Below are 15,176 nucleotides of genomic sequence, written 5' to 3'. Positions count from 1 at the left end.
CTAGTATACATGTCAAGGCCTCGGCGCGCGTCCGGTCTGGTTGCGCGGATAGCAGGCCTATCGAGGGAGAGACCATGACCGAAATCACACGCCGCGGCGTGCTGCATGGAGCAGCCAGCCTTGCCGCTCTCCAGGCGACAGGCGCCTTCGCCCAGGGCCTGCCCCTGCCTTCCAGCCCGGTTGCGCTGAACATCATCGACGTCGCCGGCAACCTGCAGCTGACCCAGGCTTCGATCGAACGCTTCGCCAAGGAAAACCCAAAGCTGATCTCGCGGGTGAATTTCTCGCGGGCGCCCTCGCCGGAGCTGYCGGCGAAGCTCAAGGCGCAGCAGCAGGCCAACCGGGTCGATCTCGACCTCGTGCTGACCGGGCCGGGCGCGATGTCCGACGGCATCCAGCAGGGACTGTGGATCGACGTCTGGAAGTCCTATCCGTCGCAACTGCCGAAGGCTGAAGACGTCTATCATGAGCAGGCGCTGATGATGCAGCGCAACTTCGGTCAGAACGAAGGTGTCGCCGTCGTCTATTCCCCGTCGGGGCCGCTTTTCGAATACATCCCGGCCCGGCTGAAGACCGTGCCCAGGACGGCTGCCGACCTGCTGGCATATGTGAAGGCCAATCCCAAGCGCTTCACCTATGCCCGCCCGCTGAATTCCGGGCCTGGCTGGACCTTCCTCCAGGGCATGCCCTACATCCTCGGCGACAAGGATCCGAGCGATCCGATGAACGGCTGGGACAAGACCTGGGCCTATCTCAAGGAGCTCGGCACCGGCATCGACTACTATCCCGGCGGCACGGCCGCGACGATGAAGGAACTCGGCGAAGGCACGCGCGACGTCATCGTCTCGACGCTCGGCTGGGACATCAACCCCCGCGTGCTCGGCATCGTGCCGAAAGAGGCCGAGGTCTTCGCGCTGGAAAACACTCACTGGATTCCCGACACCCAGTTCATGTGCATTCCCAAGGGCGTGCCGGAGGCCAAGGTCGCCGTCATCCTGGCGCTGATGTCGTTCATGCTGAAGCCCGAGCCGCAGGCCGCGACTTATGACAAGGGCTATTTCTATCCCGGCCCGGCCGTGAAGGGCGTGACGCTCGCCATGGCGCCGCAGGAAAGCCGCGACGTCATCAAGGAATTCGGGCGCGCCCATTATGACGAGCTGATCGCCAAGCTGCCGACCCGCCCGCCTCTGACTCCGGAACGGCTCGTCGCCGCCTTCCGGCGCTGGGACCAGGAGATCGGCGTTGGCCACGGAGCACCCCAATAGCATGCGCTTTGCCGCCATCGGCCTCGACCACCGCCATATCTACAACATGGTCGAAGGTCTCCTCGAAGCCGGCGCTGTCTGCGCCGGCTTCGATCCGCGCACCAGCGACGAGCGCGTCGTTGCCGGCTTCCGCGAGCGCTTTCCGCAGCTCCAGGCCATGGATGCCGACCGGCTGATCGACGATCCCTCGATCGATCTGGTCGCCAGCGCAGCGATTCCCTCGGAGCGCGCCGCGATTGCGATCCGGGCCATGCAGGCCGGCAAGGACGTCATGGTCGACAAGCCGGGCGTGACCACGTTCGCGCAGCTTGCCGATGTCGAGGCGACGGTCGCCCGAACGGGGCGGATCTTCTCGATCTGCTTTTCCGAGCGCTTCCTGGTGCCTTCGACGATCATCGCCGGCAAGCTCATCGCCGACGGCGCGATCGGGCGTGTGGTACAGACCCTGGGTGTCGGCCCGCATCGACTTAACCGCGCGATCCGGCCGTCATGGTTCTTCGACCAGAGCGCTTTCGGCGGCATCCTCACCGATATCGCCTCGCACCAGATCGACCAGTTCCTGCACTTCACCGGTTCGCGCGATGCGGAGATCGTGGCGTCGGGAACGGGCCATTTCGGCAGCGCTGAGCTGCCGGGTTTCGAGGATTTCGGCGAGATCCTGCTGCGCAGCCCGCAAGCCGGCGCCTATATCCGCGTCGACTGGTTCACCGCTGACGGGCTTCCGACGTGGGGTGACGGGCGGCTGACCATCCTCGGAACGGCAGGCACGATCGAACTGCGCAAATATGTCGATATCGCAGGCCGGCCGGGCACCGACCATCTCTTCCTGGTCGATGGGAACGGCACCCGTCATATCGATGCCTCCCGTGAGCCGCTGACCTACTTCCGCAATTTTGTGGCGGATATCGCCGGCAGGACCGAGAGCGCGATGTCTCAGCAACACGCCTTCACGGTCTGCCGGCTGGCGCTGGAAGCGCAGGCGAAGGCCGTGCGGCTGCCCGCCCGCGCGAGCGAAAGGACTGCTTCGTGACCCGCAAGATCGGCATTGCCATCGTCGGCCTCGGGCCAGCTTCCCTGCCGCATTCCCGCAGCCTGATCGACCTCGCAGAGAGGGTCGATGTACGCTGGGCGGTCAGTCGCTCGGCAGAGCGAGCCGGGGCCTACCGCAAGCAGTTCGCCTTTCCGGTGACGACCGATCTCGATGCCGTGCTGGCTGATCCAGCGGTCGAGGCCGTCATTGTGCTGACGCCGCCGAGCAGTCATCTCGACGTGTCCGCGCGCTGCTTCGAGAATGGCAAGCATGTGCTGGTCGAGAAGCCGCTGGAGTTGACGGTCGCGCGCGGCGAGGCGCTGGTCGAAGCCGCGCGCCGTTCCGGCAAAGTCTTCGGGGTCGTGCTGCAGCACCGATTCCGGCCTGCGAGCCTGCGCCTCAAGGCTGCACTGGCCGCCGGCGAACTCGGAACCGTGGAGGCCGCTTTCCTGAGCGTGCCGTGGTGGCGTCCGCAGGCCTATTACGACGAGCCCGGCCGCGGCACGCTGGCGCGTGACGGTGGCGGCGTGCTCCTGACCCAGGCGATCCACTCGCTCGACCTGTTCCGCTCTTTGGTGGGTGTGTCCCAAGTGGTCGCGGCGCAGGCGCGGACCACGAAGCTGCACCGCATGGAGACCGAGGATTTCGCCTCGGCGCTGCTTGAGCTCGGCAATGGCGCACCGGGCACGCTGATGACGACGACCGCCGCCTATCCCGGCCATCCCGAGCGCATCGAGATCATCGGGACCCAGGGCTTCGCGACATTGATTGGCGGCACGCTTAGCCTCTCCTTCCTCGACGGCCGCAAGGAGATCGTGGAGGCGGAGGGCAGCACGGGCAGCGGCGCCAATATCATGGATTTCCCCCATGATGCGCACCGTGCGGTGATCGCCGATTTCCTGGATGCGGTCACGACCGGGCGCGAGCCCGTCGTGACGGGCAACGAGGCGCTGGCATCGCAGCGGCTCGTCGACAGCATCCTCGCGGCCGCGAGGCGTTGAGGCGTCGCCTCTAAAATCCTATCCGGTCATCATGGCATCCCGGGCCGCCCTGCAGGCGCCCGGGATGTTCTTGTCGTGTGCTGGACAGTCGCGTTCGACTGGCCTGCTCAGCGGGCGCGCTTGGCGCCGACCATCTCGTCCCATTTGCGGAAGGCCACGACCATCTTGTCGGGCTTCAAGGGCAGCTCGATCGGATTCTTCGCGATCAGGTCGGCATATTCCGGCCGGCCGAATTCGGCGATCACCTTCTGGCTGCTCTCCGGTGCCAGCGACAGCGGCACGTTCTTCACCGCCGGGCCCGGATAGAGATAGCCCTCGTCATAGGCATAGGCCTGAGCCTTCGGCGTCAGCACATAGGCCATCAGATCGAGCACCACGGCGAGGCGATCGTTCGGGACGCCCTTCGGCACGCACATGAAGAAGGCGTCCGAAACCCAGTGGAAGCCCTTCAACGTGCCGATCATCGCGGATTTCGGCACGATGCCGAGCGCGCGCGGATTGATGTCCCAACCGGTGGTCGAGATGATGATGTCGCGCGAGCMCTCGCCGAACTCCTTCATCGTCGCGCCGGTGCCAGCCGGATAATAGTCGATGTACTGGCCAAGCTCCTGCAGATAGGCCCAGGTCTTGTCCCAGCCGCCGACCGGATCCTGCGGGTCCTTGTCGCCGAGGATATAGGGCAGGCCCATCATGAACGTACGGCCCGGGCCGGAATTGGTCGGGCGCGCATACATGAACTTGCCGGGATTGGCCTTGGCCCAGGCGAGCAGCTCGTCGGCCGTGGTCGGCACGTTCTTGACGCGCTCCGGCGCGTATTCGAGCAGCGGGCCGGAGGGGTAGTAGTTGACCACGACGCCAAAGCCGTCGCCCTGGGCGCGGTGCAGATTGAGCGCGGCCGGCTCGTAGTTCTCCTCGATATTCGGGAACTTGTCGGCGAAGTCGGGCAGGATCTTGAGCCAGAGCTTCTGTTCGAGGCCCGCTGCGAGGCCGTCGCTGCCGGTCAGCACGAGATCGAGATCGGCGCGGCCGGCCTCCTGCTGCGCCTTGATCTTGCTGGCGAGTTCCGGCGCCGGCGCCTTCACGAAGGTGATGCGCGAGACCAGCTTCGGATTGGCCGCGCGATAGTCCTCGAACGCCTTCTGCATCAAGGCCAGCGCACCGCCGACATCGATGATGTTGATGCCGACCGGCGAGGTCGGCAGCGGCGGCGAAGCCGCAAAGGCCGCCGGTGCTCCCGTCGCCATCGCGGCCAGGCCGCCCAGCACGGTGCGGCGGTCAATTCCCTTGAAATCCTTGCTCATGGTCTCTCCCTCTTTGGTTAGGCTGATCGTTGGGTTGTCTACATCTTGACCGCGTCGTAGCGGCGTTCCTCGGGCCCGATGCGCACGCGCTGCACGGCGAGATCAGCGGACCACTCGACCTCGCTTAGTGGCAGCTCCAGCCCCCTCGCCCGCAAGGCGGGCTCGAGCACCGCCAGCGGATGGCTCGAGGCCATCGCGACCGCCTCCTCCGGCGTCGCCAGGCCCCAGGCCACGACATTGCGCACCCCCTGATCGAGGCAGAGCGCCGAGCCGGCGAGCGAGACGCTTCCCGGCTGGCGCACGGAACCGTCGGCCTTCCGCTCCACGCTCATGCCGGCGAAGGGATAGTTGCCGGGCTTCGCCGCTGCGGCCGAAACCGCATCGGTCACAAGGATCGAACGGTTAAGTCCCTTGGCACGCAACAGCGATTTCAGTGCCTTGGGGTGAACATGGATGCCGTCGGCAATGAAACTTGCCCAAAGCCCGTCCTCGGCAAGCTGCGCGAAGATCGCATTGGCGAGTTTATGCGTGACCTGCGGCATGCCGTTGCCGAGATGGGTGGACAGGGTCGCGCCCGCCGCGGCGGAGGAAGCGACCTGATCGAAATCAGCAGCGGTATGGCCGAGAGCGACGATCCTGCCCTGGCCATGCAGCGCCGCGATCAGGGCCGGCACGGCCTCGACCTCGGGAGCGACCGTCACCATCAGGATCGGACGGTCGAGCCCTGCTTCCAGGCGATCGACCAGGGTGGGATCGGCTGCGGTCATCGCGGCGGCCGGGTGGCAGCCGGAATAGCCGTCAGCCGGATTCAGGAAGGGCCCCTCGAGATGGTAGCCCGGGCACATCAGCGGGCCGAGGCGGCTCGCCGAGATCGCGGCATCGAGCGCGCGCAGGCGCTCTTCCAGTTCATGCGGATGGGCGGTGATCACCGTCGGCAGGCAAATGGTCACGCCCGTCCGAAGCATCGCCTCGAGCGCCCGGTCGATCTCGGCCGCCGTCACCGCGCCTGAATTGAAGTCGACGGCCGCAAAGCCGTTGACCTGGAGATCGACGAGGCCGGCCGTCAGCATGATCGCACCCTGTCCCACCATCAGCCCCGCTTGAGCAGGGAGGCAGCCGGCGGGTCGAGGAACAGCACCGTGTTCTTGTGGGTCTGAAGGATCGAGGCGGGGTAGAGCGGGCTCACCGGACCTTCCAGCGCATCGCGCGTCGCCTTCGCCTTGCGCTCGTCGGGCACCGAAAGGACGATCAACTCGCTCTTCAGGATCTGGCGGACACTCATCGAGATGGCGCGCTCCGGCACCGCTTCGAGGCTCGGGAACCAGCCTTCGCCGAACTGCTGCTGGCGGCAGGCGCCATCGAGCTTGACCACGATGTAGGGCTCGTCCGTCTCGAAATCGGCCGGGGGGTCGTTGAAGGCAAGATGGCAATTCTCGCCGAAGCCGGCGAAGCAGACATCGATGCGTAGTCCCGCGATTAGTTCGCCGAGCCGGCGCGCCTCCTGCTCGGCATCGCCCTCGCCATCGACCGGGATGAACTCGACCTTGCCACCCAGCGGGGCGACGAAGCGCTCCTGCAGATAGCGACGGAAGCTCGCCGGGTGCTCCTGGCCGAGGCCGACATACTCGTCGAGATGGAAGGCAGTGACCTTCGACCAGTCGATGCCCTCGGCAATGACGAGATGGTTCATCATCTCGAACTGGCTGGCCCCGGTCGCGACGATGATCGTCGCATGACCGTGCCGCGCCTGTGCTTCGCGAATGGCCGCAGCACCACGGGCCGCAGCCTGGACGCCGAGGGTCTCCTTGTCGGCGACGATGTTGATATCGATCATGCTATTTCTGAACCCGGACAGAGCAAATTGTTTCAAAATTCTCAGATCGAGCTTATGAGCGCCTCTGTAAAATGCAATCTCAATTTCAGAACCATCAGGTTCTAAAATATGGATGCCCATGACACTGCCAGCCATCGACCAGATGCTGTTCTCCGACGGGCACGGCAGCGACCGCGCCCGCGCCTTCACGCTTGTTGCACGCGGCCAGGCCCATTCCCGGCCTGAGATCGGCGCTGCGCTCGGGCTACGCTCGACCACGACATCGCGCCTCGTCGGCGATCTGGTGGAACGCCGTCTGCTGCTGGAAACCGCGGGGCAGAAAGCCGGCCGCGGCCGTCCGGCCGGAATTCTCATTGCCAATCCACGCCGCGTCGGTGCTTCCGTCATCTATGTCGCGAGCCAATCGCTGGTCGGCGCTCTGGTCGATCTCGACGGCCAGTTGCTTGAAGAACGCGTCGTCGAGATTGCCTCGGACGCAGATAACAGGGTTGTCGCAGGCGTGATGGCCGGGCTTGGCGCGGATCTGCTCGCCGCGATGCCGCGCGGCATGGAGCATGCCGGCACCGCCGTGTCGCTCTCGGGCTTGCTCGATCTCAGGCGCAAGCAATGGCTGATGTCGTCGCGCTGGCCCAACCTGCGCGGCCTCGATGTCGGTATTGCGCTCGGGGAAGCGGTTGGCCCCGTTGTGGTCTGTCGCAATCTTGACGCCGAATTGCGCGCGCGCATGGCRCAGGATTCGGAGCAGTTCTCGGATGGCGCGCTCCTGCTGCACTGGGGCTGGGGCATCGGACTGGGCTACGCCATCGGCGGACGCTCGCTCGCGCCGCCCGGCGGCTCCTTCGGAGAAGTCGGGCACTGGCGCTTCGCCGCGCTCGACGGCCGCCGTTGCGGCTGCGGCAACACCGCCTGCCTGGAAACGGGCGCGGCGCTCTGGTCGCTCCTGCCGGAACTGCGCCGGCGCTGGCCCGATCTCGCGGAGGACGAGAACCGCCTCTACCGACAACTGGCGCGTTGCGACCTGACCAGCCTGCCCGAGATCGACACGGCTGCGCGTTTGCTGGCRCGCGCACTCGCCAATGCGAGCCGCCTGCTGTTTCCCACCCGGATCATCGTAACCGGCCCGTTCGTCGCCAATGCGCAGCTATGGGCGCATTTCGACGGGTTGTTTAGGGCCGAGGGAACAATGCACGGGTTGATGATGCCTGAACTCGTCAGCGACCGCTCAAGCCGGCAATATGAAGTCCATGGAGCGGCGACGCCGCTGCTCAGCAAGGCGCTGGAAGACCTCTTGCAAGGCGCCTGACCGTCAGCGGACCGGATATCGGCCGGCCCAACGGCCTCGCCTGCTGCCTTTGCACCCGCTCTTCCGAAAGCCGCAATCGACTTGTCGGACCGATGTCTTCGCGCCTGTCTAGTCCTTAGCGCCTGTCTCGGCGCCTGTCCTGGCGTCAATCCTCGGCGGTTTCGCGCCGCAATTCCCAGGCGAGCATCGCCTCGGCGAGCGCATGCAGTTCCTGTTCCTTGGTGCTGGTATCGGAGGCAGCCTGAAGCTCCGCCACACGCAGCTGAGCTTGCTCATAATCCTCGTCGGTGTGAATTACGATCGGTTGTTTCATGGCAGCCCCGCGCTACGTCCGGGTCATGAAAGAGTCTGACCCAACCTGATTATAACCGAAAACCGGCGCATATGTTCCGCTAACGCGTCGGCAGGGCTGCATAATACGCCGCGATTGCCGCAATCTCGTTCACCGACATGTGCCGCGCCATGTAGCGCATTTCCTTGTGAGCCCGCTTGCCGTTGCGAAAGGCCATCATCTGGTTGAACAGATAGCGCTCGTTCTGCCCTGCCAGATGCGGCACTTCGGTGTCGCGGGCGATGCCGTCCGCGCCATGGCAGGCAGCACAATCTTCGAGCGGGGATGTCCGTGGCTCAGACGCCACCGGCGTAACCATCATCAACCCGGCCACCGTGAGCGAGGCCGCAGCCGTCATCCCCAGGCCAAATCTGAACCAGCTCATGATCGAGGCTCCTCCCATCGCAGCCTTCGCCGCAAAGCCATGGGCGAGCCTGTCGCACGGTAAGCGTTAAGATCGCGGAAGCTCCGCCCGAGAAATGTGGGGGGTGCGCATTGGCTCGTACCTGCAGGCTCGCTAGCGCGCTGCCGGTGGTGCCGGATGGATGAACGGCCACGGGCTTGCCTCAGTGCCGCGCGGAATGGTGATCTCGATCAACGCGGGACGATTATCGGCCAGCGCCTTCTCCAGCACAGGGCGGAAGGTTTCGGGCGTGTCGACCCGCACTGCCTCGACCCCGAAGGACCGGCCGAGCTGGACGAAGTCCGGGTTGACGAGGTCCGAGCCGATCAGCCGGCCCTCGAAGCCCGTCAGCTGGTCGCGCCGGACATTGCCGTAGGAGCTGTTGTTGAAGACCAGCGTAACGACGCCGATGCCGTATTGCACGGCCGTCGCCAGTTCCTGGACTGCAAACAGGAAACCGCCATCCCCGGTGATCGCGACCACGGGCCGATCCGGCCACGCCACTTTCGCGCCAAGCGCGGTCGGGAAGCCTGAGCCGAGCGTGCCCTGATAGCCGGAGGACAGATAGGTCCTGGGCTCATAGACCTTGAAGCCGTACCAGGAGGCAAAGCCGACTTGGGAGAGTTCGTCGGTGACGATGCCGTCCCTCGGCAACACCTCGCGCAGGACCTGCAAATAGGCCATTTGCGGTTGGATCGCCTGGATCTTGGCTTCAGCCGCCGCGGTCGCCTCCGTGATCACCGCGCGGCGGCCGGGGCGGCTCTGCGGCAGCCGCCCGGCTGCCTTGGCGAGCGCAGCCGTGGCCGCACGGGCATCGGCCAGGATCGCGACATCGGGAATGGAGCGGCGCATCTCGACCGGATCGATATCGATGCGAACCGATTTCAGGTTCGGCGGCGTATGTGACCAGCGCCAGCCCGGCAGTTCCAGGCGCGTACCGATGCCGATCAGCAGGTCGGTCTGGGGCCAGAGCTCATAGGCCGCAGCCATGGTGAGGCCGAGTTCATGGTCATTCGACAGGATGCCACGACCGCTGCGGAAGGCGACGACCGGCGCATCGATCAGTTCGGCCAGTTGCAGGATGTCATCCGCGGCATCGAACGCGCCGCTGCCGACGAAGATCATCGGCGCCTTCGCCGCCGAGATCAGTCTTGCGGCGCGGTCAATGGCGTCAGCGTCGATGGGTGGCGGTGGCGAGGGATCGAGCACGGAGGTGACCGGCACTTCCCCCGGCTGCGTGAAGACGTTCCAGGGCATTTCCAGCGCGGCCGGACCGCGCCGTCCCGAGAGCATCGCCTGGAAGGCCCGAGACACCGCTGTCGGCGCCAACGCCGGGTGCTCGACGCGCTCGGCCCATTTGGTGAAGCCGCGCAGGGTCGCAAGCTGGTCCGGCATCTCGTGCAGATGCCCGCGACCACGATCGAGGAAGGGGGTTGGCACCTGCCCCGTCAGGCAGAGCACCGGCTCGTTGCCACCAAAGGCCGTCAACAGGGCCGCCCCGGCGTTGAGGATGCCGGGGCCGGGCACGACGGTGCAGACCGAGGGCCGTCCGGTGGCCCTTGCGTAGCCGAAGGCCATGTAACCGCAGGCCTGCTCGTGACGCGCTCCGATGGTTGCGATCCTGTCCTTGTTCCGCTCGAGCGCGTCGAACAGGCCGTAGATCTGTGCCCCGGGAAGACCGAAGACCGTATCGATGCCATGATCGATCAGCCCGGACACAAGTCCCTCGCCGCCAGTCGCTCTCACCATATCCGCCTCACCTTGTCCTGCAGATCCGCCCAACGGGCCGTCACCTTGAGTGGAGTCCCCGCCCCTGCGCCCCGTTAACTCACGCAGCGATGATCGGGGACGCCTGGAAGGAGGGCTGACGCACCGGCGTCTCAGCGAAGAGCGTGCCCTCCTCGAACCAGGAGCGCGGAGCTGGCGCGCCCCAGAGCGTCTGGCGCTGCGGATCGCGCAGATCCCAACGGATCGGTTCGTGGTCGGGGTCGACCGTCTGGTAGTCCGAGCAATAGATCTCGATCCGATGACCGTCGGGGTCGCGGATATAGAGGAAGAAGGCATTTGAGATGCCGTGCCGTCCGGGGCCGCGCTCGATATTGGTGACGTAGCCGGTGGTCGCCATCAGATCGAGCAGGTCGATGATGTTGAGCGGCGTCGGCACCCAGAAGGCAACATGGTGGAGGCGCGGCCCAACCCCATGGGTGAAGGCCATGTCGTGAACGCCACCCTTGCGGTGCATCCAGGCCGCCCAGAGCCGGCTGCCATCCTCGTTCACCGTGTATTCGGTCGTTCGGAATCCGATCGCGTTATAGAACGCGACGGACGCGTCGACATTGTCGGAGAAGCAGTTGAAATGGTCGATCCGGAGCGGCTTCACGCCCTTGTAGAGCGCGTATTTCTGGTGAACCGACGGAAGCTTGTCCATGCTGAAATAGAACTCCAGCGGGACGCCGAGCGGGTCGACAGTCCTGAGCGTGCGGCCCTGGAACGGCGCCTCGACAAACCGGGCCGGCAGGCCGTTCGCCCGAAAGAAATGATGTGCCTTGTCCAGATCCTCTTCCGAGAAAACCTTGAAACCGAGTACCTTTGCGACCGGGCTTTCACCCTTCTCCAAGACGATGCAATGGTGTCCACGTTCTTCCATCGCACGCATGTAGACTCGGCTCTCGCTCTCGTCCGTCACTAGCAGCCCAAGCGTATCGGACCAGAAGGCTCGCGAAGCCGCCAGATCGCACACGGACAGGACGACGTGATTGAGCCGCACCACCTGAAAGGGCGGATTCAATACCGGCTGCGGGACAGGCATAGAGCTTCCTCCTTGGTATCTTATTCCTGCTGCCGGCCTGCTTTTCGAGGGCTTGATGCTGTGAAGCCGGTGGCACGGCTGCGACCACGGCCGCCGTTCCCGCTTCGATCCTTCCCGTTACCGGTCAGCCTCCGAGCCCGAGCTTTGGGACCTTGTGGCTGTCATAGGCGACCGCGATGTTCTTCGTCTCCATGTAGAAATCGAAGGAATAGTCGCCGCCGTCACGGCCGATGCCGGAACTCTTGATGCCTCCGAACGGGGTCGGCAAATGCCGCACATTCTCGGAGTTCACCCAGATCATGCCGGCTTCGAGATCGCGAGCGACACGGTGCGCGCGGCCGATATCACGGGTCCAGAGATAGCCGGCGAGCCCGTAGCGGACATCGTTGGCGACCCGAACCGCATCGGCCTCATCCTCGAAGGGAATCATGGTCAGGACAGGACCAAAGATCTCCTCCTGGGCGATCCGCATTCCAGCTGCAGCGTCGACATAGAGCGTCGGCTCGACATAATTGCCGGCCCCCTCCATCGCCCGCCCGCCGCCGCAGGCGACGCGTGCCCCGCCCTCTCGCGCGAGCGCAGGGTAGGACAGGACCTTTTCGGCATGACGCGGGTGGATCAACGGCCCGATCTCCGTTGCCGGATCGAGCGGGTGGCCGACTTTGATACGCCGGACACGCTCGACGACTCTTTCGCTGAAGCTGTCATAGATCGAGCGCTGGACCAGCGCGCGCGAGGACGACGTGCAGCGTTCGCCATTCAGCGAGTAGATCATGAACAGCACGGCATCGAGGGCGCGGTCCAGGTCGGCATCGTCGAAAACGATCACCGGGTTCTTGCCGCCGAGTTCGAAATGCACGCGTTTCAGCGTCTTTGCGCCTTGCGCCATGATGTGCGAGCCGGTCGTGGTCTCGCCGACGAAGGCGATTGCCCGGATCGCGGGATGCTCGGTCAGGGCCTTGCCAGCCTCTTCGCCGAGCCCGTGCACCAGATTGACGACGCCCGCGGGCAATCCGTGGGCGCGGATCACCTCATCCATGATCTCGGTCAGGATGACCGCGGAGAGCGGTGACCACTCGGCCGGCTTATGGACGACGGTGCAGCCGGCGGCGAGTGCCGGCGCGATCTTCCAGGTCGACAGCATGAAAGGCGTGTTCCACGGCGTGATCACGCCGACGGGGCCGATCGGTTGGCGGATGGTGTAGTTGATATGGTCGGTATCGGGCAGCGAAAGCCCGTTGCCCGCCTCGGTGGCACGATCGGCGTAGAAGCGAAAATTCTCGGCGCCGCGCAGCGCAGCCTTGGCCATATAGCGGATCGGTTGGCCAGTATCGCAACTCTCGACGAAGGCGATCTCCTCGGCTCGCGCCTCGATCGCATCCGCTATCGCATGCAGGATCTTGCGACGCGTCGCGCCTGGAACATCGCGCCAGACCTTGAAGGCCGCCTCGGCGGCGCGGGCCGCACGGTCGATCTCCGCTGCACCACCGGAGGCGATGGTGCATTGATGCTCATTGGTGGCCGGATCGAGCGTTTCGAAGGTGGCGCTCGTGGCGGAGAGCACGCGCTCTCCGGCAATGACATGCGGAACGACCCCGCCGGTGAGGAAGCGCGCCATGGCGCGCTCGGCCCCGATCAGATTGCTGGCGAACTTCGGATCGATGGCCCGGTTCATGCGAGGCCTCCCTTGCGTGCGAGGCGTTCATGCAGATTGTTGGTCTTGAGCGAGGCCGTCCCGTCGATCTCTTGGACCTCGACTGTGAGACCGAGCCCGATCTTGCTGAACAGGTCGGCGGTTTGCGCTTCGAGCGTCGCCATCAGCGCTTCGGCGACCCGCCGGCGCGTCGCGGCATCCCGACCCTCCCCGATCCGAGCCAGAACGGCAACAAAACCGTGGGTCGGATCGCCATCGGCGATCGCGAAGATATCGCGGCGTTCGGCCCGCGTCCGCAGGCCGCCAATGGGGAAAACCCCGGTTGCGAGCGCTGTATGGTGCAATTCGTCGACCAGCCGGCGGAGCGACAGCGCCGGCTCAAGATTGGCTGAATATTCGACGATGATATGCGGCATCCGCGCACCCGCCTCGTGTTCGAAATTAAATTAACGTGTTAAATTAATTTGAGCAAGCGATTACCGGCGCGAACCGCTAGAATGGTGGCATTGCTCTGATCCTGCGCACCGCCCCGGAAGGGACCACGTTTGAGAAGCCCCGCTCCACCCCCCGATGAGTCCTCGCAAGGTGGGACGCGTGTCCATCTTCGCCATTTCTCGAAATCCCTGCCGATGTCCCTGCTGCGGGCGCGCGAAGCGGTCATGCGCTGCTTTCGGCCGTCGCTGCGGCAATATGAAATCACGGAGCAGCAATGGCGGGTGCTGCGGGCGCTGAACTCGGTGCCCAGCCTGGAGGTGACCGATCTCGCGCGCGCAACGTTCCTGCTCGCGCCGAGCCTGTCGCGGATCCTCGTCGACCTCGAGGCCAGACACCTCATCACGCGAGGGGCCGATCAGCGTGATCTGCGTCGCGCCATCATCTCGATCAGCCCGGCCGGCGCCAGTTTGATCGAAACGGTGACGCCGGTCTCGGAAGCGATCTACCGCGACATCACCAGCCGCTTTGGCGACGAGAAACTCGCGACTCTGCAGGCCTTGCTGCGCGAGCTGGAGGGCGTGGCCAGCGCTGTCGCACCCCATGACGAGAGTGCGGGCAAGCCGCCCCCGCCAKGGGAAACCACGCGAAAGAAGCGAAGGATTCCCCTGAAACGGAAGCGCAGCGCGACCTGACGACGCGCCGCGCTCCGGCCTCCTTAGACCTTGCCGAGGATGGTGGTCATCTCGGCCGGGGTGAAAGCCCGCATCGTCTGGTTGCGGATGTTACCGAGCTTGGCAACGGCAAGACTGAGCGCAGTGGCGCTCATCTCGTCGGGAGCATCCACGGTGACGAGGACGTCATACTTGCCGAGCGTGTAATAGGCGTCCTTGACGGTGATCCCCTTGGATTTCGCCATCTCCCGGAATGCTTCCAGGCGTTTGACGCTGTCATTGACGTTACGGATGCCTTGATCGGTGAAGTTCGCGAGGACGACGTAGGTAGCCATGACGCGCTCCTCCCTTTGAGCCCCGGCGCAATGCACCACAGCTGGAGACGCCAGTCGATCTGTACCTGGGGGAATGGCGTGCCTGCCTTGCGAGACGCGCGTCCAGCTCCGCCTGGGAGCGCCTCGCCTATTGCGGGCTCTTGATGGCCTGGCTCACCCGCGCCGATGAAATGCTCGTTTCGCCTCTGAACGGTTCGTCCATGATGATGATGAGGCCGAGCACCATGCCGATTGCGCCCATATGCGCCGCGATCAGGGCAAGAGCGGCAGGGTTCAGGTAAAAGCGGCCGTTCATCAGCATCGCGCCGAGCAGAAAGATCAGGATCATCCACCAGAAAATCCCCGGCACGCTCTTGGTCGCCGTTTCGAGCCGCCCCTGGCGATATTCCTCCAGCCTGTCCAGCAATCCGCGCAGCGAGGAGGCCGAATCCCGATACTCCGCCGCAACCTTGCGCACCTGCAGGACCAACGCAGCGAGCGCACGATCAGCGGTCGCAGAAAGCCCGGCATCCTCGGTCGAGAGGGAATGCCACTCATCGCGGGTCACGGCACCGACATAGTCTCGCAGCGCCTTCCGCGCCGCCTCGGGCTCGCTCCCGTCGAGACTCGCCAGATCCCGATCGAGGCGCGCGATATAGGAGCCCTCACGCGAAACCGCGTCATCAGCCCGCGCCAGATTTACACGGACATCCGCAAGCATCAGGGCGAGCACGAAAACCGAGAACGCCAGCAGACTGCCATGAACGACCTCGGCGAGCTTGTTGGGCTCGTCGGCAGCGTCCCGAGGCCGGGCAAACCATAGGC

The 15,176-nt window shown here is 65.0% G+C and carries 16 protein-coding genes; 5 read left to right on the top strand and 11 right to left on the bottom strand.

Annotated elements, in window-relative coordinates; genetic code table 11:
• Nucleotides 1-74 precede the first annotated feature (74 nt).
• Genes AC1DRP_RS26075 through AC1DRP_RS26065 form a run of 3 tightly spaced genes read left to right on the top strand, consistent with a single transcriptional unit; the run spans nucleotide 75 to nucleotide 3,296 of the window.
• Nucleotides 75-1,265: an extracellular solute-binding protein gene (locus AC1DRP_RS26075; protein ID WP_476769960.1), complete on the top strand. Its 1,191-nt coding sequence runs from the start codon at nucleotides 75-77 to the stop codon at nucleotides 1,263-1,265.
• A 1-nt stretch (nucleotide 1,266) separates the two neighbouring features.
• Nucleotides 1,267-2,295 carry a Gfo/Idh/MocA family protein gene (locus tag AC1DRP_RS26070; protein ID WP_476769961.1) on the top strand — a complete coding sequence of 343 codons (1,029 nt, stop codon included), beginning with the start codon at nucleotides 1,267-1,269 and terminating at the stop codon, nucleotides 2,293-2,295.
• A complete protein-coding gene (locus AC1DRP_RS26065) occupies nucleotides 2,292-3,296 on the top strand; it encodes a Gfo/Idh/MocA family protein (protein ID WP_476769959.1) in 1,005 nt (334 codons plus the stop codon). Before AC1DRP_RS26070 ends, AC1DRP_RS26065 begins: the two co-directional genes overlap by 4 nt.
• Nucleotides 3,297-3,403: 107 nt before the next feature.
• Here AC1DRP_RS26065 and AC1DRP_RS26060 read toward each other — a convergent pair whose 3' ends face one another.
• The 3 genes from AC1DRP_RS26060 to AC1DRP_RS26050 are packed head-to-tail and all read right to left on the bottom strand — an operon-like array spanning nucleotide 3,404 to nucleotide 6,431.
• A complete protein-coding gene (locus AC1DRP_RS26060) occupies nucleotides 3,404-4,597 on the bottom strand; it encodes an ABC transporter substrate-binding protein (RefSeq protein ID WP_476769958.1) in 1,194 nt (397 codons plus the stop codon).
• 38 nt (nucleotides 4,598-4,635) lie between these two features.
• The gene (locus AC1DRP_RS26055) at nucleotides 4,636-5,688 is read right to left on the bottom strand and encodes an N-acetylglucosamine-6-phosphate deacetylase (protein WP_476769957.1); all 1,053 of its coding nucleotides are present in this window, start codon (nucleotides 5,686-5,688) and stop codon (nucleotides 4,636-4,638) included.
• Entirely contained in the window at nucleotides 5,688-6,431 is a 744-nt protein-coding gene (locus AC1DRP_RS26050) for a glucosamine-6-phosphate deaminase (RefSeq protein ID WP_476769956.1), read from the bottom strand. Before AC1DRP_RS26050 ends, AC1DRP_RS26055 begins: the two co-directional genes overlap by 1 nt.
• A 118-nt stretch (nucleotides 6,432-6,549) precedes the next feature.
• Between AC1DRP_RS26050 and AC1DRP_RS26045 the strand changes: the two genes are divergently transcribed.
• Nucleotides 6,550-7,734, top strand: a complete 1,185-nt coding sequence (locus tag AC1DRP_RS26045; protein ID WP_476769955.1) for an ROK family protein — start codon at nucleotides 6,550-6,552, stop codon at nucleotides 7,732-7,734.
• A 145-nt stretch (nucleotides 7,735-7,879) separates the two neighbouring features.
• On the opposite strand, the gene AC1DRP_RS26040 is transcribed toward AC1DRP_RS26045, so the two are convergent.
• The 6 genes from AC1DRP_RS26040 to AC1DRP_RS26015 form a co-directional block, all read right to left on the bottom strand.
• Complete coding sequence (locus tag AC1DRP_RS26040) at nucleotides 7,880-8,047, bottom strand: hypothetical protein (RefSeq protein ID WP_441490879.1); 168 nt, start codon at nucleotides 8,045-8,047, stop codon at nucleotides 7,880-7,882.
• A gap of 79 nt (nucleotides 8,048-8,126) precedes the next feature.
• On the bottom strand, nucleotides 8,127-8,450 hold the full coding sequence (locus tag AC1DRP_RS26035; RefSeq protein ID WP_441507070.1) for a c-type cytochrome: 324 nt from the start codon (nucleotides 8,448-8,450) through the stop codon (nucleotides 8,127-8,129).
• A 132-nt stretch (nucleotides 8,451-8,582) separates the two neighbouring features.
• Nucleotides 8,583-10,217, bottom strand: coding sequence for a thiamine pyrophosphate-dependent enzyme (locus AC1DRP_RS26030; RefSeq protein ID WP_441507069.1), 1,635 nt, complete (start codon nucleotides 10,215-10,217; stop codon nucleotides 8,583-8,585).
• Nucleotides 10,218-10,296: 79 nt separating this feature from the next.
• The gene (hpaD, locus tag AC1DRP_RS26025; RefSeq protein WP_441507068.1) at nucleotides 10,297-11,277 is read right to left on the bottom strand and encodes a 3,4-dihydroxyphenylacetate 2,3-dioxygenase; all 981 of its coding nucleotides are present in this window, start codon (nucleotides 11,275-11,277) and stop codon (nucleotides 10,297-10,299) included.
• A 124-nt stretch (nucleotides 11,278-11,401) separates the two neighbouring features.
• A complete protein-coding gene (hpaE, locus tag AC1DRP_RS26020; RefSeq protein ID WP_441490883.1) occupies nucleotides 11,402-12,952 on the bottom strand; it encodes a 5-carboxymethyl-2-hydroxymuconate semialdehyde dehydrogenase in 1,551 nt (516 codons plus the stop codon).
• Nucleotides 12,949-13,347 carry a 5-carboxymethyl-2-hydroxymuconate Delta-isomerase gene (locus AC1DRP_RS26015; RefSeq protein WP_441490884.1) on the bottom strand — a complete coding sequence of 133 codons (399 nt, stop codon included), beginning with the start codon at nucleotides 13,345-13,347 and terminating at the stop codon, nucleotides 12,949-12,951. Before AC1DRP_RS26015 ends, hpaE begins: the two co-directional genes overlap by 4 nt.
• Nucleotides 13,348-13,560: 213 nt before the next feature.
• Here AC1DRP_RS26015 and hpaR point away from each other — a divergent pair, with 213 nt between their 5' ends.
• Nucleotides 13,561-14,058, top strand: a complete 498-nt coding sequence (gene hpaR, locus AC1DRP_RS26010; protein WP_476769954.1) for a homoprotocatechuate degradation operon regulator HpaR — start codon at nucleotides 13,561-13,563, stop codon at nucleotides 14,056-14,058.
• 23 nt (nucleotides 14,059-14,081) lie between these two features.
• Here hpaR and AC1DRP_RS26005 read toward each other — a convergent pair whose 3' ends face one another.
• Nucleotides 14,082-14,372 carry a GYD domain-containing protein gene (locus AC1DRP_RS26005; protein WP_069881005.1) on the bottom strand — a complete coding sequence of 97 codons (291 nt, stop codon included), beginning with the start codon at nucleotides 14,370-14,372 and terminating at the stop codon, nucleotides 14,082-14,084.
• A gap of 127 nt (nucleotides 14,373-14,499) precedes the next feature.
• Nucleotides 14,500-15,176 (bottom strand): bestrophin-like domain (locus tag AC1DRP_RS26000; protein WP_476769953.1); only part of this gene is annotated, 677 nt, incomplete at its 5' end.

The organism is Allobosea sp. 01N443, from assembly GCF_056399325.1.
The sequence above is the reverse complement of the archived record's forward strand: the minus strand, read 5'-3'. Positions and strand labels throughout refer to the sequence as shown.

What these genes read in the sequence shown, in the direction of transcription:
- AC1DRP_RS26030 (WP_441507069.1), bottom strand. Translation starts at nt 10,217, where the DNA reads ATGGTGAGAGCGACTGGCGGCGAGGGACTTGTGTCCGGGCTGATCGAT.
- AC1DRP_RS26070 (WP_476769961.1), top strand. Translation starts at nt 1,267, where the DNA reads ATGCGCTTTGCCGCCATCGGCCTCGACCACCGCCATATCTACAACATG.
- AC1DRP_RS26035 (WP_441507070.1), bottom strand. Translation starts at nt 8,450, where the DNA reads ATGAGCTGGTTCAGATTTGGCCTGGGGATGACGGCTGCGGCCTCGCTC.
- AC1DRP_RS26015 (WP_441490884.1), bottom strand. Translation starts at nt 13,347, where the DNA reads ATGCCGCATATCATCGTCGAATATTCAGCCAATCTTGAGCCGGCGCTG.
- AC1DRP_RS26055 (WP_476769957.1), bottom strand. Translation starts at nt 5,688, where the DNA reads ATGGTGGGACAGGGTGCGATCATGCTGACGGCCGGCCTCGTCGATCTC.
- AC1DRP_RS26050 (WP_476769956.1), bottom strand. Translation starts at nt 6,431, where the DNA reads ATGATCGATATCAACATCGTCGCCGACAAGGAGACCCTCGGCGTCCAG.
- AC1DRP_RS26040 (WP_441490879.1), bottom strand. Translation starts at nt 8,047, where the DNA reads ATGAAACAACCGATCGTAATTCACACCGACGAGGATTATGAGCAAGCT.
- AC1DRP_RS26005 (WP_069881005.1), bottom strand. Translation starts at nt 14,372, where the DNA reads ATGGCTACCTACGTCGTCCTCGCGAACTTCACCGATCAAGGCATCCGT.
- hpaD (WP_441507068.1), bottom strand. Translation starts at nt 11,277, where the DNA reads ATGCCTGTCCCGCAGCCGGTATTGAATCCGCCCTTTCAGGTGGTGCGG.
- hpaE (WP_441490883.1), bottom strand. Translation starts at nt 12,952, where the DNA reads ATGAACCGGGCCATCGATCCGAAGTTCGCCAGCAATCTGATCGGGGCC.